The following is a 19,890-nucleotide window of genomic DNA, read 5'->3' on the forward strand; positions in this document are numbered from 1 at the left end:
ACGCGGGCCGCCCTGCTCGGCGGGATGGTCGACAGTCGCGTCGGCGAAGCGGCTGAGAACAGGCTTGTCCTGCCGATCCCGCGGCCCGGACCGTTGACGTCGGCCCGGGGTGGCAGCGGCACCGGGCGGTCCGACCGCAGGCCACGGACGGAGTCGGTGCATCGAGGCTCACCGTGCCCCCTGTTCGCGGAGGGCGCTGGCGAGCGCCGCCAGATTGGGATAGTCGAACAGCGATCCGATGCTCATGTTCACGCCGAACGCGTCCCGGATTCGTCCCGTCAGCGCCACCCCCATCAGCGAGTCGCCGCCGAGCTCGAAGAAGTCGTCCTCCGGCTCGATCCGGTCGCGGCCGAGCACCAGGCGCCAGATGTCGGCAAGCCGGTCCTGCACGGATCCCGCCGCCGTCGCCGCCGGTGACGACGCCGGCCGCGCGGGCATGATCCGAGCCGGCGCCGGCGCCTCCGGCGAGGGCTGGCCGCCGGGTTCCCGCACGCTCACCTGTGCCGGGGTACGGGAATTCAGCAGCCGCAGCAGCAGTCCCACCCCTTCCTGGGGCGAGAGCCCGTCCGCCTCCGGGTCGTCCGCGGTGGACTCGGTCCGGCCGCTGAAGTCGGCGACCCGGGCCGGGCGCATGCGCAGCCCGTCGATCGTCAGGACGACCGTTCCCTCGTCGGTGATGAATTCCACGTCCGCCGACGGGTCGTCGCCGGCGAGAGATCGCAACCGGCTGAACATCCGCCCCGGCAACGGCGCGTACCAGGTCATGCGGCTGTAGGTGAAGGGCACCAGCAACTCACCGCGGCGATGGCGGCGCACGAGCCCGGAGCCGGTGTCCATCAGGGCCGGATGAGCGGCCCGATCGGCCGCCTCGGCGGCGAGTCCGGCGGGCAACTCGAGTCTCACGACGGTGGTGTCGCCGGATTCCCAGATCTGCTCGAGGCACTGCCAGCGCGGGCCGAACGCGAAGGCGTCGGTGGCGGACGGCGGCGAGGAAGCTGCCGGAGCCAGACCACGCGTCAGTTCGGCAACCGGCACCGTCCGCGGCGCCGGCCCTCCGGGCGCCAGGACGGCCTCGGCGTGCACCTGCCAAGCCTGATCCGGGGTGGCGTCGGGGCGGGTCTGCAGGCGCACCCGCCACGCGTCGCCGTCGCGCTCGAAGACCACCCTGGCGCGCAGCGCCGCCTCGCCCGCCAGGGGCCGCAGGAACACCACGTCCCGCAGGGTCACCGGGGCTGCCGCGTCCGGGACGGTCTCCAGGTACGCGCGGAGGATCAGGTCGATCATGCCGGTCCCGGGCAGGACGGCGATGCCGCCGATCCGGTGTTCGTCGAGCTCCCAGTGGGTCGCCGCGGACAGCACCGTTTCGTAGTGCGGCCCCGCGGTCCGGGCCTCGCGCACCGCGGCCGACAGCTTCGCCAGGACGCCGCCGCGGGCCATACCGACGGTCGACCAGCCCGGCCAGTTGATGCTCAGCCAGCCCGGCCGGGCAGCCGCGTACGCGTCCATGAACGCGTTGGCTGCCGAATAGTCGGCGCCACCGATCATGCCGGTCAGTGCCGCCTGGCTGGAGAAGCAGATCACGAAGTCGACCGGTGGCCGCTTGGCCAGCGCGGCGTCCAGCGCGATCGTCCCGGCCACCTTGGGTCGCAGTACCCGCTCGGCATCTTCCCGCCTGCGCAGCTGCAGCATGCCGTCGCCGGGCAGGCCCGCCAGGTGGAAGACCCCGTTGATCACACCCAGCTGATCGAGTACACCCTCCAGCTGTGCCGGATCGGCCACGTCGCAGGCGAACACCCGGACCGTGGCACCCATCGACTCGATCTCGGCCAGGTCAACGTCCCGGACGGTCCGTCCCAGCAGGGCCAGGTTCGGGCGGCGCCCGGTCGCGGCGAGTCCCTTCGCCACGGCGAGGCCCAGCCCGCCGAGCCCGCCGGTGAGCACGTAGACCCCGTTGCGGCGGATCCCTGGTCCGGTGCTCTCCGCGGGAGGCTGCCACGGCAGGTCGTGTGCCACCCACCGGCGAGTGCCGCGCAGTGCCACCACGGGCTCACCGGCGGCCGCGGACAGCTCCGCGACGAGCTGGTCCTCGGCGGTCACCGCACCCACGTCGATGACCCGGCACTCCGCGTCCGGCGACTCCTGGCGGAAGGCGCGAACCGCGGCGATCAGCGCCGCGCGCGCCGGTTCGACAGCCTCGCCGCCCGAGACGTCCACGGCTCCGCTGGTGAGGACGAGCAGCGACGGCATCCCGCCGCCGGCCCGCTGCACCAGATGCAGCAGCGCGTAGAAGGTGCGGTCGAACTCTTCGGCGGTGTCCGCCGCGGCACCGGTCGCCCAGGCGTGCACCAGCAGCGACGGTCTCGCCGATCCGCGCAGGACCGAGTCCAGATCCTCAGCCAGGTGCCCGGGCCGCACGGTGTACTCACCCGCCCGCTCGCCGAACGCGGTGCCCGGGCGCAGCCGGATCACCTCGTGCCCCGCCTGCTGCAGCGCGTTGACGATCGTCACGTCGCCGGCCGGTACGAGCGCGAGCGCGACCCCGGGGGCGGACAGACCCGTGGCCGACCGTGCCGCCTCGGTCCAACCGGGTGTCGTGAACGGTCCGGGGTCCGGCGCACCCTCCGGCGCGAGCGCCGGGCCGGGCGGCGGTGCGTCCGTCTCCGGCGTTGCCGGACCGGGCACCGGATCCACCCAGTGCCGGGCACGCTGGAATCGATAGCCGGGCAGCGACACGCGCTGGGGGCGCTCGTCCGGGTCGAGGCCGGACCAGTTCACCGGGCAGCCGGCGAGCCACAGTTCGGCCAGCGTGGCAAGCACCGCCCGTCCCTCGTCGCCGTGCGACCGCGGCAGCGACGGCAGAGCCCGCCACCGCTCCCCCGCGACCATGGGATGCCGGCGCGCCAGTTTGGTCAGAGCCGTCCCGGGACCCACTTCGAGCAGGATGCCGGTCCCGGCCGCGAACGCCGAGTCCACGGCGTTCGCGAAGAGGACCGGGTCGGCCAGCTGCCGGGCCCAGAACCCCGGATCCGTCGCCTCGTCGGCGGTCAACAGCCTGCCCGTCGCGGCCGAGTACATCGGAATGTGTGGCGCGGAGAGCGTGACGCCGTCGAATCCCGCCTGGAACTCCGCGACCGCCGGACGCATCGCCGGGCTGTGGAAGCCATGTGAGGTGTTGAGGGTGCGGACGGCGACTCCGGCCGCGGCGAGCGCCTCGGCCACGGTGGCGAGTGATCCGGCCGGCCCGGCGAGGACGGTCTGGTCGGCGGCGTTCGCCGCCGCGATCGCGCAATCCGCCGGCAGGGTGGGCACCTGATCCGGGCCGGTCGCGGCGACGAGCATCGCCCCACGCGGCTGGCGCTGCATGGTCTGCCCCCGCAAGGCCACCAGCCGCAGCGCGTCGTCCAGCTCGACGACGCCGGCGACCGTGGCCGCGACCAACTCACCGACGCTGTGCCCCAGCACCGCCGTCGGTGTGATTCCCCATTCCATCCACTGCCGCGCCAACGCGTACTCGACGGCGAACAACAGCGGCTGTGCGGCGGCGGTTTCGTTCAGCGCGTCGCCGGGGGTCTCGGCGAGCCACACCGGGTACAGGTCGGTGCCGTGCTTGGCGACGCCGTCCAGGCACAGGTCAACGGTCTCGGTAAAGGTCCGCTGGGTTCCGTAGAGGTCGGCCGCCATTCGCGGGTACTGCGCGCCCTGGCCGGGAAACGCGAACAGGACCGCCGGCGCCGCGTCGCCCACCGGACTGCCGGTGAGCAGGGAACCATGCCCGGCGAGGGCCCGCGCCGCCTCCGCGGCGCTGGTGACCACCGTGGCCGCGCGTACCGGGTGCTCGGTGCGCCCCCGCTGCAAGGTGCTGGTCGCGCCGGCGAATTCCGCCTCGTCGGCACCGGCGAAGTACTCGGCCAGAGCGGCCTGGTTGGCAGTCGCGGCCGCCGCGTCGCGCCCGGACCACACCACGATCCGGGGACGTTCGGATCCCGGCGTCCGCACGCCTACCGGGGCTTCCTCCACGACCAGGTGGACGTTGGTTCCGCCGATGCCCAGGGAACTCAGCGCGCCTCGGCGGGTGACCCGCTCCCCCCTCGGCCAGGGGCGCAACCCGCTGTTGACGAAGAACGGCGTGTTCTCCAACTCCAGCTTCGGGTTGGTGGTCGTGACGTTGATGGTCGGCGGAATCTGCTCGTGCTCGAGCGAGAGCACCATTTTGAGCAGGCCCGCGATCCCGGCCACCGGGTTGGTGTGGCCGATGTTTCCCTTCACCGACCCCACCGGGATCCGCCCGGCCGGCAGGGGTCCGCCGGCGAGGCGCCGGTACGCCTCGGCCAGTGCGCTCATCTCGATCGGGTCACCCAGGGGTGTTCCGGTGGCATGCATCTCCACGCAGCCGATGTCCAGCGGGTCGAACCCGGCCATCGCCATCGCGTCCACGATCGCCGTTGACTGGCCGGTGACGCTCGGCGCGCTGAAGCTGACCTTGTCCGAGCCGTCGTTGTTGATCCCGATGCCGTGGATGACTCCCCAGATGTGGTCGCCGTCAGCGATCGCGTCGGCCGCCCTTTTCAGCAGCACGGCGCCGGCGCCGCTGGTGAAGATCGTGCCGGTGCCGGAGGCGTCGAAGGGCCGGCACCGTCCGTCGGCGGAGCGCACGCCTCCGGGCACCCACCGGTATCCGGTGCGGTAGGGGATCTCGACGTTCGCCGCCGCGGCGATCGCGGCGTCGCAGTCGCCGAGTTGAAGGGCCTGGCAGGCCAGGTGAACCGCGGTGAGCGAACTGGAGCACGCGGTCAGCACCGACATGCTCGGGCCGCGGAAGTTGAGCTTGTACGACGCCAGCGTGGCCAGGTAGTCGACGCTGGTCAGCACCATGATGTCCAGGTCCGACGAGCCGCTGTACTTCGGGTTCTGCATGACGTGCAGATCGCCGTACCGGTTCGGCCCGCAGGCGCCGTAGACGGCGACGTCGCGGCTGATCCGCGTCGGGTCGTACCCGGCGTCTTCGACCGCCTCGTGCGCGACCTCCAGGAACAGCCGCAGCTGCGGGTCGCAGATCTCGGCCTCCCGCGAGGTCATCCGGAAGAACCCGGCATCGAAGCCGTCCACGTGCGGAGCCAGCCCGGCCATCTTCACGTACGCCGGATCGTCGATGGCGGCGCGCGGCACCCCGGCGGCGAGGAGTTCGTCGTCGCTCAACGCGGTGATGGACTCCCGCCCGGCGGCGAGATTTCGCCAGTACTCGCCGGTGTCGCGGGCGCCGGGCAGCCGCGCGGCAATCCCGACGATCGCGATCGGGTCGAAAAACTCGCTCATTGGGGCTCGCTCTCGGATCGGATTCGCCTGCGCAGATCGCGCCGCGCGCTGCCGAGGCGGCGCAGGTCACCCGCGTCGGCGGCACGGCTGCCCGGTGCGATCACGGGCGCGTGCCCACCGGTCAGGTAGCGGCGCAGCGCACGCAGATTCGGGTGGGCGAACAGCACGGTGACGGGCAGGTCGGTGGACAACTCGCGACGAGCCACCTCGTGCAGGTGCACGAGGACCGCCGAGGTGAGGCCGGCTTCGAAGAAGTTCTCGGTCGGGCCGATCGACCGGCCGAGCACCGCCCGGATCGTCGACTCCACGGCCTGGAGGGCCCGTTCCGCCTCCGCCTGCGGGCCGGGCCGGGCGGGGACGTCGCCCGGCGCGGCGGTACGCCCGGCGGGTCCGGGCAGATCAGTCACGGCCGATCCGTTCGGCTATGCACGACGCCACTTCGGCCGGGTTCTCGTCGACGAGCCAATGTCCGGCCTTCAGCTCGCACAGGTCCGGACGTGACGTGCTGAACCGTCGCCAGCCCAGCAGGCCTCCGCGGCTCTGATCCGGGTCGTCCCGGCCATACAGCACGCTGACCGGGGTGTCCAGGGGCTCGGTCGGGCGGCTGTGGAACTGGGCGTAGAGCCCGAAGTCGGCACGTAGCGCGCCCTCGAAGATCGGGCGCAGCTCGTCGCGGGCGAGCTCCGCTGGGACACCGCCCTCCGCCAGCACCGTCTCCCAGAACGCGGCGCCGGGCAGCAGGTGCAGGTGCCGGGGCACGAGTACGACGTCCGGCGCCGCGAACGAGCCGATGAACAGGTGGTCCGGGGTGACCAGCCGGGCCGTCAGGTACGCCAGCAGCGCGCCGCCGCAGTAGCCGAAGTAGCCGCGTTCCGGCGGACCGGTGTCGTCGTGGGACAGTTCCGCGGCGAGCTCCGCGATGAGCGGCTCGAGTTCGGTGCGCGGCGCCTCCGCGAGCCGGGCTTGCCGGCCGGGCAGATTCAGCGCCCACGGCTCGATCGTGTCCGGCAGCGCCGCCGCGAGTGCCCCGACCGCCCCCGGCCCGCCGCCGGCGTGGGGAAACACGTACAGCCGGGCACGCGCCTGCGCGCGCCGTTCCACGCGGACGAACCAGGGTGCTTGCACTCAGCGCTCCTCGCTCAGGTGGGCCGACATCTGAACGGCCGTCGGATGGTCGAAGATCGCCCGCAGGGGCACCGGTGTGCCGCAGGTCTCCGCGATCCGCGCGGCGAGTTGGGCGGCCAGAAGCGAATGCCCACCGTTGAGGAAGAAGTGGTCGCGCGCGCCCAGGTCGGGGCGGCCCAGGGTGGTGCGCCACAACGCGAGGAGCCGCCGGGTCAGCTCCGGATCCGGATCGGGTCCGTCCTCGGCCTGCTGCTGCCCCCCGGCGGTCGATGCGACATCGAGCGCCCTCAGCGCACCGTGGTCCGTCTTCCCGTTCGGGCTGACCGGGAACTCGTCCAGCACGCTGAGCCGGGACGGCAGCGCGTACGACGGCAGGCGCTCGCTGAGGTATGGCCAGAGCGCTTCCGAAACCGACGCGGCGGCCGATGCCTGCGCCAGCGTGACGAAGGCACGGAGTTCCGCGTCGCCCTGTGGGTCTCCGACGATGACGGCGGCGGCCTCGGCAACAGCCGGGTGGGACCGCAGCGCCGCCTCGACCTCGGGCAGCTCGATGCGGTGCCCGCGCAGCTTCACCTGGCGATCGTTGCGGCCGAACAACTCCAGCGTTCCGTCCGGGCGCCAGCGGGCGAGATCTCCGGTGCGGTAGTAGCGACCGTCGGCTCCGGTGGGGAACCGTTCGGCGGTCAGCTCGGGCCGATTCAGGTAGCCGAGGCTCACCCCGGTGCCGCCGATGCACAGTTCACCGAGCAGTCCCGGAGGCTGCCGCGCGCCGTGTTCATCGGTGACGAAGACGGTGGTGTTGGCGATGGGGTGACCGATCGGGACGGGATCGGTGACGTCGCCGGACAGCTCGGCGACAGTCGACCAGATGGTGGTCTCGGTGGGCCCGTACACATTGAACAACCGGCATCCGGAGGCGAAGAGATCACGGGCCAGCCCGGCCGTCATGGGCTCCCCTCCGCACAGGACCGTCCTGCCGCGCAGTTCGTTGTCGATCGTGCCAACCGCCAGCCGCCAGAACGTGGGCGTGGCCTGTACGACGGAGACGTCGTGCTTGACCACCAGATCGAGCAGTTCCCGGGGCTGGACCTGGGCCTGTGCCGGCGCGATGACCAGGGTGCCCCCGGTGATCAGCGGTAGACACAGTTCCAGCGCCGAGATGTCGAAGGCCGTGGTGGTCGACCACAGCACGCCGTCCTGGGCGGTCAGTCCAAGCCGATCGGCGAAGTCGTGCACCACGTTCGCCAGGTTTGCGTGACTGACGACGACGCCGCGGGGGGTTCCCGTCGACCCGGACGTGTAGATCACGTAGGCGGCGTCGGGCGGGTCAGCGACGCGTCGGTCACCGGCGAGGTCCGTTCCGTCGGCCAGCTCGTCCCAGGCGATCACGGGTATCCCGGCGTCGTCCCGGATGTCGGCCCGGGACCGCGCCATGATGACTTTCGCGCGCGCGTCGGTCAGCTGCAGTGCCAGCCGCTGTGCCGGATGCCCGACGTCCAGCGGCAGGTAGCAGCCACCGGCCAGCCAGACACCCAACACCGCGGCGGTCATCGCCGCCGAGCGGGGCAGGGCCAGCGCGACGATGTCGCCGTCGCCGATTCCGTCGGCCCTGAGCCGTGCGGCGACGTTCCGCGCCGTCGCCGCGACGTCGGCGTACGAGAAGCTGTTGCCCGCTTCGACGACGGCGGTCGCGTCGGGACGGGATTCGACGTGGGCGAGGAATCGCTCGAGAACCGTCCGGTCCGGGTAGCCCGCGCGCACGGTGTCGTTGACGTCGCGGAGGACCTGCCGTTCGGACCTGCTCGTCATGTCGAGTTCCGCGACGGGCCGGTGCGGATCCTCGGCGGCGGCGGCCAGCAGGAGTTCCATCCGGCCGAGGAACGCGAGGATGTCGGCTTCGTCGTGGATCTCGGCGCTGTAGTTGGTGATCAGTTCCAGGGGCTGCTGGCCGCCGATGACGGAGAGCTGGATGTCGAGGCGGCTTTCGTCGCGTGGAATGATCGGCGACGTCGGCCGTTCCCCGCCGATACTGATGTCGCTCTCGTCCCAGGGGCGGTAGTTGTAGAGGTGCCGGAAGAGCGGTGTGCGCCAGTCCGGTGAGTGGTGGCCGAGCCCGGTGAGGACTTCCTCGACCGACATCGATGCGTGCTGTGCGCCGTTGAGGAAGACATCGCGTACCTGACGGTTCAGCTCGGCGAAGCTCGCCCGCGGATCCAGCACCACCCGCAGCGGCAGGGTACTGACCTGGAACCCGATGCCGGTCGCCACGTTCCCGCCGCGGCTGGTGACCGGTACGCCCACCACCATGTCGGGCCCGGCACCGTGCCGGAACAGGGTCAGGTAGAACGCGGTCAGGAGCACGAGGTTCTCCGTGCTGTTCAACGACCTGCGCAGCGACGCCAGCGCGGACTCGGCCGGTGGTGACAGTGAGCTGATGAGGGTGCCGCCGGCGAACGTGGGCCGCGCCGGGCTGGGCCGCGCCCACGGCATCGCCATCGTCGCGGGGTCGGCGCCGTCGAGGTGCCCGGCCCAGTACTCGAGGTCCTCGGGACGGCTCACCGGCTCGGCGACGTCGTGCGCCTCGCCCTGCAACTCGGCGGGAATTCCCGCGCCGGCGGCGATGCCGTCGTAGGCGCGGGCCAGTTCGTCGGTGAGCAGTGACAGGGACATGGCGTCACTGATCACGTGGTGCACGAGGAGAAGAACCGCGCTGCCATCGCCGGCGATCTGGTACAGGCGGACCCGCACGGGCAGCTCGGAACCGAGGTCGAACGGTTCGCGCGCCGCCTCGTGCAGGCGGTGCATCAGGTCCGCCTCGGTGACCGTGACCGCCTCGACGGTGAGCTGGACGTCATCGGCGGAGCTGACGTGCCGTACCGGGACACCGGCAGCGGACGGAATCCGGGTACGCAGTGCGGAGTGGCGGGCCAGCATGTGGTTGACCGCCGCGTGCAGGGGCCACCAGCGCAGCTGACGTTCGGTGCGCAGCACGATGCTGAGGTTGGACACCGCGGACTCCGGCGCGAGCTGCTGCAGGATCCAGAAGGCGTACTGCCGGGGGCCGAGCGGCCGTGGCGGGGTCACCGGTGCCGGCAGGCCGAAGTCGTCACCGGCCGGGGCCTGCTGTACGGACGTGTTCACGCACCCTCACTCTCGTTCCACCACGTCGAGGTCCATCGGTCACCGTCGGATCGGTTCCGGTTCAGTGGGGCGATGATCCTCGGCGGCCGTCGTACAGCGCCGCGGGAACCGCCTTGGCGAGGAGCGCGATGCCCTCCTCGGTCAACGCCCAGTGCCCGGACCCGAGCTCCATGGTCGAGAAATCACCGCTCGTCTCATCCCGCCACCGGTCCAGTTCCGCGGTCGACAGGTCGTCGTCGTCCGGTCCGCGGGTGGCCAGGATGGGGGTCGTCAGCTTTTCGCCGGGACGGTATGCGTACCCGTCGAAGAGCACGAAGTCGGTCCGCAGTGGCCGCTCCAGCATCGCCACGAGGCCCGGGTCGCCGAGAATCGCGTCGGGAGTGCCGCCGCTCGAAGCCGTCTGGGCGAACAACTCCGGCGTCGGCAGGCGGCTCATCCCGGTGTCGCGGACCAGTGGCGGCGGCAGGCAGCTACAGGAGACCAGGAGCTGCGGATTGCGACATGGTGACCGTTCCAGGATCCGGGCGATCTCGAAGGCGATCAGCGCCCCCGAGCAGTGGCCGAGGAGCGCGTAGTCGCCCTGGAACGCGGCGAACCCGTCCTGCGCCGCCATCTGCTCGAATTCGGCCAGCAACGCGTCCATGTCCCGGTGCGGCGCCTCGCGTAGCCGGCGTTCCCGTCCCGGCAGCACGGCCGGAACCAGCGCCACTCCGGTGCCCGACAGCGCCTGGCGCAAGCCACTGAAAGCGATGGATCCGGCCCCGGCGTGGGGAAACGCGAAAACCTGAAAGTCGCTGGTACCAGCACGGTACGGGAACCAGGCGTCGACGCTTGACATGAGCAGCTGACCTCTCTCGCGGTACCCGGTGGTTCAGTCAATCGCACGCCGGGCGGCAGTTCCTGTCGTGTGTTTCCGGGACATCGCTCGCCGCGGTATGCGCCGTAGGATTGCGTCGCGGCCGGGTCGACCGGAGGCCGGTCCCCTCACCGCTCCCGTCGGCCCCGCCATCGGAAGGTCGCCAGGCAGAGGATCAGGCCGCCGACGCACCACGCGCCGAGCACCAACGCGGTCCGACCGTGTTCCCATGACGTGGAGACGATCTCCTGAGGCAGGATCGTGTCCGGCAGGAACACCGACCGGAAGCCCTGCGCCATCCACTTGAGTGGAAAGACCGCCCCGAGTCGCGCGAGCGGTTCGGGTAGTGCGCTGACGGGTGTGTAGAAGATGCCTGACACGAACGCCAGCACGACATAGGGCAGGTTCATCACCGCGGACACGCTGCGTCCGGTCCGGGCGAGGCTGCTCGCGGCGATGCCGAGGAAGGAGCAGGCGACCACGCCCAGCAGGAACACCCAGCTGAAGGTGACCCAGCGGGTGGCGTCGGTGGGCAGCGTGACGTCGAACAGCAGCACGCCGAGGGCAAGGATGCCGACGACCTCCGCGATGCTGATGACCAGAACCATGACGACCTTGCCGAGGAAGTACGCGGACCTGGGCATGGGCGTGCCGCGCAGACGCTTGAGGGTGCCGTCGTCCCGGTCGAGGCCGATGCCGATGCCGAGGTTGACGAAGGTCGCCGAGGCGACCCCGGCGGCGATCATGCTGGGGACCAGGTACTGGGCCGCGGTGACGGTGCTGCCCTCGTAGACGCCTTGGAACAGCGAACCGAGCAGCGCCAGCAGCACGATAGGCAGCGCGAACGTGAAGACGACCTGGTCCCACTCGCGGAAGAACGACTTGAGCTCGAGGACACCTCGATGCAGGCCGAGCACCGTCGCCGACGGGTCCTTGAGTGGCGCGGGCTGGCGGGGAGAATCTACTGTGCTCACGGCCCTTCGCTCCCGATCAGTTTGAGGTAGACGTCTTCGAGACTGGGCCGGGTCACCTTCAGCCCTGGCACGGTGCCCCCGTAGCGGGCGGTCAGATCGGCTATCACCGCTCCCGGGTCGTCCGACTCGAGTGAGCGTTCCTCGCCGTTGTCCGACCAGGACACCACCGCCTTCGCCTCGGCGCGGCCACCCAGCGAGGCGGGGGTGCTGTCGGCGACGATCTTTCCGCGGACCAGGATGGCGATCCGGTCGGCGAGGGCCTCGGCCTCTTCGAGGTAGTGGGTGGTGAGCAGGACGGTGGTGCCGCGCTCCTGCACGACCGATCGGATCAGCTCCCAGAATTGCCGGCGTGCCTGTGGATCGAAACCGGTGGTCGGCTCGTCGAGGAACAGCAGCCTGGGGTTGCCGACGATGCCGACGGCGACGTCGAGGCGGCGTCGCTGACCGCCGGAGAGCGCGCGTACCCGGGACCTGGCCTGCTCGGTCAGGCCCACGTCGGCGATGACCTCCGCCGGGTTCCGGGGATCGGGATAGTAGCGGGCGAAATGCCGTACCGTTTCCAGGACGGTGAGTTCGCTCAGGTCCGATGCCTCCTGCAGCACGATGCCGATCCCGTAGCGCCAGCGGCGGCCCGCCCGCTGCGGGTCCTCGCCGAGCACCGAGACCTCACCGCCGTCGCGGTCCCGATAGCCCTCGAGGATCTCCACCGTCGTTGTCTTGCCCGCGCCGTTGGGCCCGAGCAAGGCGAAGACCTGACCACTCGGGATGTCGAGGTCGATGGCGTCCACCGCGACCTTGTCGCCATACCGTTTGGTCAGGCCGCGCACGCGCACGGCAGGGGAGTTAGCCATCCATCGATCCTTCGCCCGGCGGTCGCGTCCACGCAAGATGGGATCTTTCTACGGCATTTCGCGCTGCCACGCACTCGGACCAGAGCGCGTTGGCGACTTGTCGTCAACGCCTTGACGGCATCCCGCGGAGCGCTGTGTGCTCGGCCAATGGTGGACGACCAGTCCGTCGAACTTGCGTGGCAGGCGCAGGGCGACGGCGTACCGGTGGTAATGCTGCCGCCCGCGGCGACCTCGCGGGAGGTATGGCACGCACACCAGGTACCTGCGTTGGTGAACGCCGGGTACCGGGTCGTCACGGTGAACCATCGCGGTACCCCGCCGTCCCCGGTCCCACCCGGCCCGTACTCGATGAGGCAACTCGTCGCGGACGTTGTCGCTCTCGTGGAGGTGCTCGGCGCCGGTCCGGTGCATCTGATCGGCGCGTCGCTCGGCGCGTTCGTGGCGCAGGAGGTGGCGCTCGTACGCCCGGACCTGGTGCGGTCAGCGGTCCTCATCGGCACCCGCGCCCGTACCGACGCGTACCGCCGGCTCCTCGCGCGAGCGCTCGCGGCACAGGCGCGCACCCCGGGGCCGGTGACGGAGCTCGACGCTCTCATGCATCTCGCTCAGCTGTTCGGGCCCCGGACGCTGGCCGACGACCACACGATGTCGGACTGGCTCGAGCTTCGCCGTCGCTTTCCGGTCACCGGCCCCGGACCCGCCGCGCAGTACGACGCGAGCGTCATCGTCGATCGGCGGGCCGCGCTCACCGGCCTGACCCGGCCCTGCCTGGTCATGGCGTTCTCGGCTGACCTCATCACGCCACCGGCTGCCTGCCTTGAGGTGCACGAGGCGATCCCGTCAGCGACGTATGTGGAGTTCGAGGGATTGGGCCACTTCGGTTTTCTGGAGGATCCGGACACGATCAATCAGGCGATAGTCGACTTCCTGGACAAGTCGCTCGACGAATCGCTATGAATCCTCAGCTGGCCGAGCTGCTCGACCAATTGTCCAGCGAGCTGGCCCGCGCCGAGTTGAGTGACAGTCGCCGCCATGCGTGCGTGGCCCTGCTGGACGCTGTCGCCGTCCTCGCCGAGGCGACGGACGCCGACGCGCTGCGGGAGGCCTTTCACTGTGCGCGCGCGGCTACCACGGTCACCCGCATCGCGGTGATGGAAGAGGCGCGCCGGCCGCTCCCTGACGGTGCGAGCGTGCCGGGTGGGCGGAACTCGAACGCCTGGCCGCGGGCCGGCAGATCGCAGGACTGCTGGACCAGCCCGGCCCCGCCGGTCGTCGCACCGTCCAGGATGCCCGGGCGGGGTGCGCTGTAGGTCGGGTCGGCGCGGCACGGGACACCGAACTCGACGTGCGCGCCTCCGCCCCACGGCGTCGCACAGCCACCTATCGCGGCGTGCCCAGCAGTTCTGATTTGACGCCGCTGCGGATCAGCCACATGGTTGGCGGCCACGCGGCGAAGAAGCCGATGATCAGCCCGACCTGGATGACGAACCAGAACACCGGACCACCCGGTCGCAGGGTCTCATGGAAGACCAGAAAGTGCATTGTCGCCAGCCAACCCAGCAGGGCGAGCTCGAAGACGGTGACGGTCAGCAGGTCCGCCCGGAAAAATTTCCGCACCGCGGCCCATGTTCTCCGACCACCCGAGGGATCCTCGGCGAAGTACCGGAACGCGACGCCGATGGCCACTGCGCCCACATAGTCGCCGACGACTTCGGGCCACACCGTGCTGCCGAATATCTCGATGCCGACGCCGTAGACGACCGGCGTGGCAATGATGACCCCCAGGGTGCAGTGCGTCGCACAGTGATAGGTCTGGATGATCGTGGGAGCGTGTCGCGACGTCCTCGGCGCGGTGCCGTGCCGGTCCAGCCACCGGGGAGACTGGGGCCTGCCCCACCTCCGGTAGCTCAGGACTGCTGCCGGGCCGAGGTAGAGGGCGGTTGCCGGCCAGACTACCTCCATGACCTTGACCGGCTGACGATATCCAAGAACAAACTGGTCGACAAAGACAACGGCGGTGCTGACCAACCCCACGAAGAGCGAAGCCCACGCAAGCACAACGAGCCACGCCGGTTGCACACCATTCTCCGTTCGCTCCAGGGCACCCCAATGCAGATGCCGATGGCAGATGACGAACTCCGCCGGCGCGCGCCGGAATCGATACCGGCTCAACGACCCTCGACCATGAACCCGATGACGCTCAGTCGAGCAGGGCCCAGCGGTGTGTTCAAAGAGTCACCGACCCTCGCGGTAACGCGGGCCCGCGACCGCTCTCGTACGACGGCGGGTCGATCATGTTCCGCGGGCCCTCGGGCGGCGGGTGGCGTGCAGCGGAGGTGGTGTCGGCCCGGACACGACCGACGACAGCACCCACCGGCCGACGATGTCGGCCCGGCCGCCGCCGTACGGGTCAGATGCTGCGGTGTCCGCTGACGGCGGCGCGGAGTTCGGCGAGCTTCGGCGCGAGGGCGGCGTCGACGGCGAGCGGGTCCCGTGCGTTGAGTTCCTCCATCGCGCGGCGCTCGGGCAGTTGGGTGTTGATGTCGATCTGGCGGTCCTCGAGGCCGGCCACGATCTCGGCGACCACCTCGTCGACGGGACGCCGTCCGTAGCCCAGGTCGGGGCCGGCCTTGGTCGTGGCCATCATCGGCGTGTCGACCGGGCCGGGAAAGACCGTGGCGACGTGGATGCCGCTGCCGTACAGCTCGCGGCGCAGGGCTTCGTCGAAGCGGGCGAGGCCGGCCTTGGTGGCCGCGTAGGTGGCGTAGTAGGGCGTGCCGACCAGGGCGGAGGCCGAGGCGATGCCGACCAGGGCGGCGTGTCCGTGTTGGCCGCCGGCGGCGCGCAGGTACGGCAGCGCCGCTCGGGTCGCGAGGACGGGTGCGAGCAGGTTGAGCCGGATCATGGCGTGGATCTCGGCCACGTCGATGTCCTCGAGCGCCGCGGCCCGCACGTTTCCGGCGTTGTTGATCAAGATGTCGAGACCGCCGAGCACGGTGGCGGTCTCCGCGACCACGCGTTCGGGTTCCCCGTCGGCGGTGAGGTCGGTGATGATCGTGTGGGCGGTGCCGCCGCGCTCGGTGACCAGTGCCGCGGTCTCGGCCAGCGGTTCGGGGCGTCGGCCGGCCAGGGCCAGCGTGCCGTGCCGGGAGGCCAGCTCCAGGGCCAGGGCGCGACCGATCCCGCTGCCCGCCCCGGTAATGAGGGTGCGGCGTCCGCGCAGGTCAAGGTGGGAAGAACTCATCGAAGGCTCCTTCCGGATCGAGGAGATCTCAGGCTGAGGAGGAGGGGCGTGATGGACGCCCCGGCAATGTTTGACACTGTAGTCAAGCTTGACGGTGGTGTCAAACATGACGTAGGCTCGGGAGATGGTCGGACAGCGGCAATTCGACGAACGGCGCACCCTGGACCGCGCCCGGGAGGTCTTCTGGCTCAAGGGCTACGGCGCGACCTCGATGCAGGACCTCGCCTCGGCGTCCGGCGTCCTGCGCGGATCGCTCTACAACGCCTACCGCGACAAGGAAACCCTGTTCCTGCGGGTCTTCGACGACTACGCCGAGCAGTTCCTGGCCGATGCCGCCCAGGCGCTCGCCCAACCGGTCGTCGACCAGGCCCTCCGGGCCTTCTTCGACTTCACCATCACCTCCATGACCACGGGGGTGCCCACCCGCGGCTGCCTGACGACCAAGACGGCAATCGACACCAAAGCCGACGGGGAACGCATCCGCGCCGCACTGCGCGACCTGCTCGACAAGATGGAGCGGCTCGTGCACGAGCGGCTCTCCACCGGCGAGGCCCGTTCCCGACTCGCCATCCCCCCGGCCGAGGCGGCGCGGGTGCTGATCACGATGACCCGGGGGATCGTCGTCATGGAACGCGTCTACCAGGACCCCGAGCGCCTCCGGGCCACCGCGGCCGCACTGATCGACGCCCTGCTCACCCCCGTCGACCCCGGCCGGCGCAGCCAGACCGGGTGAGGCGCACTAACCCGCGCCGCTGCGGCGCGTCGTGCTGAACCGGCGCTGGTAGGCGGCGGGGCTGATCGACAGTTTCCGGGCGAAGACCCGCCGCATGCTCTCGTAACTGGGGAACCCGGCGAGGGTCGCGGCCTGCGTCGCGCTGTGCCCCTGGTCGAGCAGCGCCCGGGCCAGGTCGAACCGGATGTTCTCCACGTAACGAGCCGGTGTGGTCGACAGTTCGTCGTGGAAGAGCCGGGTCAGGTGCCGGGTACTCACGTTGAGGTGTTTCGCGAGCTCACCGAGCGAGTGGTCCCCGCGCGGGTTCGCCGTCACCAGATCGGTGATCGTGCGGAGCGCCGGCGACCGGGGCGGCGGTCCCTGCAGCGGTGCCGAGAACTGGGACTGGCCGCCCGCCCGCTGCATGTACACCACGAGGGCGCGGGCGACGTCGCGCGCCACGTCCGGCCCGTGATCCTCCTCGACGAGGGCCAGCGCCAGATCGATCCCGGCCGTCACCCCTGCCGACGTGTACGTCGTGCCGTCCCGGACGTAGATCGCATCGGGCTCGACGCGCGACGTCGGATACCGGGCGGCCAGCTCGTGCGCGACCTTCCAGTGCGTGGTCGCGCGCTTGCCGTCGAGGAGGCCGGCGGCGGCGAGGACGAAAGCCCCGGTGCAGATCGACGCGACCCGGCAGGCCGCCGCCGCCGGGGCCCGTACGGCGTCCGCCAGGTCGGCGGGAACACGGCTGCGCGGGAACCGGTCGGACCCGGCCACCAGTAACGTGTCGACGGCCGGCGCCGGCGGGAGGGCGCCGTCGGCCGCGACCCGGACGCCGAGATTCGTCGTGACGTCCGCACCGGTCGGCGACAGCAACACGATGCCGTAGTCGGCGCCGAACCGGTTCGCCTCCCGGAACACCTCCGCGGGACCGGCGACGTCCAGCAGCGTCACCCCGTCGTAGACGAGGATCGCCACGCGGTGGGTGCCGGCGCTCACCGCCGGGGTCCCTTCGGAGCCGGATCCGCGTTGCGGGCGGCCGGACGCCGGCGGGTCGGCGCAGCAGAGGGCTCGGACACCGCTCATTGGTAGCACGCCGCCAGCGGAGGCGGCGGGCTCTCCGTGGTCAAGATCGCTCACGGTACGACGTTCAGGTGACCCGGGCGCTCCGTGCTCTCGGGCCGGTCGCGCCCTGTCCGGATATGAGGGATTCCTGGCCCGACGGAGGCGGCGCCGTACGACGATCGGTGGGCAGCATGGAGAACGGAGACAGCGCACGCGGACATGTCCGGGAAGGTCAGAGAACATGCCAGAGGTCATCGCGGGGTTGGAGATTCCGGAGACGGCGGCCGTCGCCGAGGCGACCAGGCGCATCCAGGACACCACCAGCCCGCTCATCTACCACCACTCCCGGCGGGTCTTCCTCTTCGGCCTGATCCACGCAGAGCGGCTCGGCGTGAAACCGGACCCGGAGCTGCTCTACCTGGCGGCCATGTTCCACGACACCGGCCTCCTGACGCCCTTCTCCGACGTCGAGCAGCGCTTCGAAGTCGACGGGGCCGACCACGCGCGCGCGTTCCTCCTGGACCGGGGTTTCCCGACAGCCGCCGCGCAGACCGTCTGGACGGCGATCGCGCTGCACACCACGCCGGGCATCCCCGACCGGATGGCCCCGGAGATCGCGACCACCTACCTCGGTGTGCTGACCGACGTGCTCGGCCTCGGCCTCGACGAACTGGACCGCGATCAGCTGGACGAGATCGTCGCCGTCCACCCGCGCGGCGACTTCAAGAACGAGTTCCTGCGGGCCTACGTCGAAGGGCTGAAGAACCGGCCCGAGACCACGAACGGCACGGTGAACTCCGACGTGCTCGAACACTTCATTCCCGGCTTCCGCCGGGTGACGACGGTGGACCGGATGCTCGGTTCGCCCTGGCCGAGCTGACCGGACCCACGACCGATCCGAACGACGAACGCCCTGGAGAGGATTCGAGCATGCGAGCGATCACCGTACGGGACCGTGCGGCGGGCGTCGGCGGACTCACGCTGACCGACATGCCCTACCCGCACGCCGCCGAGAACGACGTCATCGTGCGCGTACACGCCGCCGGCTTCACCCCCGGCGAGCTCGACTGGCCGGCGACCTGGACCGACCGCGCCGGTCGCGACCGGACGCCCAGCATCCCCGGACACGAGCTGTCCGGAGTGGTGGTCGAGCTCGGCTTCGGGACCACCGGCCTCAGCGTCGGCCAGCGGGTGTTCGGACTGACCGACTGGGCCCGGGACGGATCGCTGGCCGAATACACCGCGGTGGAGGCGCGCAACCTCGCTCCCCTCGCGGCCGACATCGACCACGCCGTGGCCGCCGCGTTGCCCATCTCCGGACTGACCGCGTGGCAGGGCCTGTTCGACCACGGCCACCTCACGACCGGCCAGACCGTCCTCATCCACGGCGCCGCGGGCGGGGTCGGCTCGCTCGCCGTCCAGCTCGCCCGGGAGGCGGGCGCCCGCGTGATCGGCACCGGCCGGGCCGGCGACCGTGACGTGGCGCTCGACCTCGGCGCGCACACCTTCCTCGACCTGGACGCCGACGAGCTGCGACACGCCGGCGAGGTGGACCTGGTGCTCGACGTCATCGGCGGCGACATCCTCGCGCGCTCGACCGAACTGGTACGGCCGGGCGGCACCGTCGTCACCATCGCCGCGCCGCCCACCGTACAGCCGGTGGGCGGGCGAGCCGTCTTCTTCGTCGTCGAGCCGGATCGCGTCCGGCTCGCCGACCTCGCCCAGCGGGTCCTGACCGGACGGCTCAAGCCCCTCGTCGGCGCGGTGCGCCCGCTGTCGGAAGCGGCCTCCGCGTTCACCCGCGGCCGCCGCACACCGGGCAAGACGATCATCGCGGTCACGGACGAGCCGGGTACGCCGCAGTCGTGATCAGCGCGCGGACGCCGGCGGTGCCCCACCGCCGGCATCTCCGCGTGTCCACCCGGGGCCAGACCGGGCGGTGCCCCTGGTACTGTGCCGCCTGCCCGGGCGCGCCGACGGACGCGACCGGCTCGCGCTGGTCAACCGCCCCGCGTCGGCACGAGCAACCCGTGCGTGACCGTCCCCATAGAGGTAGTGGATTGAACCTCGACCTTGCGCGGCTTCTCGAGGAGTTGCGGGCCGACCTGGCCGAGGACCGGCCGGCCAGCCTGGCGTACGCGCAGTTCGGCGACCCGGGATCCGAGGACGACGTGCCGGCCAATCTGCCAGCCGGCCTGCGCGAGTTCCTGCTGGTCGTCGACGGTCTGCGCGCCGGCTCCTTCGAGCTGACCTCGACCCGCAGGCTCAGCGACATCCAGTATTACCTGCACTACGCGCCCGACTTCGCGCCGATCACCCGGAACCCGGCAGGCTGGCTGGTGATCGGCACCCGCGGCGACGAGCCGATCTTCATGGCACGCGACACCGGTGCGATCTGGTACTTCCCCGCGCCAGGCGCGGCATGGTTCACGGCTGACACGTTCGCGGAAATCGCCCCGGACCTGGCCTCCTTCGTGCACTACTACCTGCTCGGTCCCGGATATCCGGAGCTGGTGGCCGCCGACGACCGGTGGCAGGCCTTCCTCCACCAGCACGGACTGCTCGACGAGGCGGACGCGTCGGAGCAGGAGCAGTGAGGAACTCAC

The 19,890-nt window shown here is 71.0% G+C and carries 16 protein-coding genes; 6 read left to right on the forward strand and 10 right to left on the reverse strand.

All coding sequences use genetic code 11. The features are described from left to right. Nucleotides 1-168: 168 nt before the first annotated feature. From LQ51_RS15880 to LQ51_RS15910, 7 genes are all read right to left on the reverse strand, one after another. Nucleotides 169-5,313 (reverse strand): type I polyketide synthase, encoded by a 5,145-nt coding sequence (locus tag LQ51_RS15880; protein ID WP_046566526.1) that lies wholly within the window; start codon nt 5,311-5,313, stop codon nt 169-171. Further along, nucleotides 5,310-5,720, reverse strand: a complete 411-nt coding sequence (locus LQ51_RS15885; RefSeq protein WP_046566528.1) for an acyl carrier protein — start codon at nt 5,718-5,720, stop codon at nt 5,310-5,312. Before LQ51_RS15885 ends, LQ51_RS15880 begins: the two co-directional genes overlap by 4 nt. Then, nucleotides 5,713-6,438: a thioesterase II family protein gene (locus tag LQ51_RS15890; protein ID WP_082159451.1), complete on the reverse strand. Its 726-nt coding sequence runs from the start codon at nt 6,436-6,438 to the stop codon at nt 5,713-5,715. Before LQ51_RS15890 ends, LQ51_RS15885 begins: the two co-directional genes overlap by 8 nt. Then, nucleotides 6,439-9,579, reverse strand: a complete 3,141-nt coding sequence (locus LQ51_RS31285) for a non-ribosomal peptide synthetase (protein ID WP_052744894.1) — start codon at nt 9,577-9,579, stop codon at nt 6,439-6,441. 61 nt (nt 9,580-9,640) lie between these two features. After that, nucleotides 9,641-10,417, reverse strand: a complete 777-nt coding sequence (locus LQ51_RS15900) for a thioesterase II family protein (RefSeq protein ID WP_052744895.1) — start codon at nt 10,415-10,417, stop codon at nt 9,641-9,643. A gap of 146 nt (nt 10,418-10,563) precedes the next feature. Next, nucleotides 10,564-11,409 carry an ABC transporter permease gene (locus tag LQ51_RS15905; protein ID WP_046566529.1) on the reverse strand — a complete coding sequence of 282 codons (846 nt, stop codon included), beginning with the start codon at nt 11,407-11,409 and terminating at the stop codon, nt 10,564-10,566. Next, nucleotides 11,406-12,260: an ABC transporter ATP-binding protein gene (locus LQ51_RS15910; RefSeq protein WP_082159452.1), complete on the reverse strand. Its 855-nt coding sequence runs from the start codon at nt 12,258-12,260 to the stop codon at nt 11,406-11,408. The genes LQ51_RS15905 and LQ51_RS15910 overlap by 4 nt, the downstream gene beginning before the upstream one ends. A gap of 147 nt (nt 12,261-12,407) precedes the next feature. On the opposite strand from LQ51_RS15910, the gene LQ51_RS15915 reads away from it, so the two are divergent. After that, nucleotides 12,408-13,217, forward strand: coding sequence for an alpha/beta fold hydrolase (locus tag LQ51_RS15915; RefSeq protein ID WP_046566533.1), 810 nt, complete (start codon nt 12,408-12,410; stop codon nt 13,215-13,217). Continuing rightward, nucleotides 13,214-13,570, forward strand: a complete 357-nt coding sequence (locus tag LQ51_RS15920; protein ID WP_046566535.1) for a hypothetical protein — start codon at nt 13,214-13,216, stop codon at nt 13,568-13,570. Before LQ51_RS15915 ends, LQ51_RS15920 begins: the two co-directional genes overlap by 4 nt. 70 nt (nt 13,571-13,640) lie before the next feature. Here the strand turns inward: LQ51_RS15920 and LQ51_RS15925 are convergent, their stop codons facing one another. Then, nucleotides 13,641-14,432, reverse strand: a complete 792-nt coding sequence (locus LQ51_RS15925; protein ID WP_156313095.1) for a DUF4396 domain-containing protein — start codon at nt 14,430-14,432, stop codon at nt 13,641-13,643. A 238-nt stretch (nt 14,433-14,670) separates the two neighbouring features. Continuing rightward, nucleotides 14,671-15,504: an SDR family NAD(P)-dependent oxidoreductase gene (locus LQ51_RS15930; RefSeq protein WP_046566538.1), complete on the reverse strand. Its 834-nt coding sequence runs from the start codon at nt 15,502-15,504 to the stop codon at nt 14,671-14,673. 124 nt (nt 15,505-15,628) lie between these two features. On the opposite strand from LQ51_RS15930, the gene LQ51_RS15935 reads away from it, so the two are divergent. Beyond that, nucleotides 15,629-16,237, forward strand: a complete 609-nt coding sequence (locus tag LQ51_RS15935) for a TetR/AcrR family transcriptional regulator (protein ID WP_046566541.1) — start codon at nt 15,629-15,631, stop codon at nt 16,235-16,237. A gap of 6 nt (nt 16,238-16,243) precedes the next feature. On the opposite strand, the gene LQ51_RS15940 is transcribed toward LQ51_RS15935, so the two are convergent. After that, nucleotides 16,244-17,218, reverse strand: a complete 975-nt coding sequence (locus LQ51_RS15940; protein ID WP_046566542.1) for a GlxA family transcriptional regulator — start codon at nt 17,216-17,218, stop codon at nt 16,244-16,246. A 307-nt stretch (nt 17,219-17,525) separates the two neighbouring features. Here LQ51_RS15940 and LQ51_RS15945 point away from each other — a divergent pair, with 307 nt between their 5' ends. From LQ51_RS15945 to LQ51_RS15955, 3 genes are all read left to right on the forward strand, one after another. After that, nucleotides 17,526-18,164, forward strand: a complete 639-nt coding sequence (locus LQ51_RS15945) for an HD domain-containing protein (RefSeq protein WP_046566544.1) — start codon at nt 17,526-17,528, stop codon at nt 18,162-18,164. Between the two features lie 50 nt (nt 18,165-18,214). After that, nucleotides 18,215-19,153 carry an NADP-dependent oxidoreductase gene (locus LQ51_RS15950; RefSeq protein WP_046566546.1) on the forward strand — a complete coding sequence of 313 codons (939 nt, stop codon included), beginning with the start codon at nt 18,215-18,217 and terminating at the stop codon, nt 19,151-19,153. Nucleotides 19,154-19,344: 191 nt separating this feature from the next. Beyond that, nucleotides 19,345-19,881, forward strand: a complete 537-nt coding sequence (locus LQ51_RS15955; protein ID WP_046566548.1) for an SMI1/KNR4 family protein — start codon at nt 19,345-19,347, stop codon at nt 19,879-19,881. Nucleotides 19,882-19,890: the final 9 nt, after the last annotated feature.

This window comes from Micromonospora sp. HK10, from assembly GCF_000982955.1.
GTDB lineage: Bacteria > Actinomycetota > Actinomycetes > Mycobacteriales > Micromonosporaceae > Micromonospora.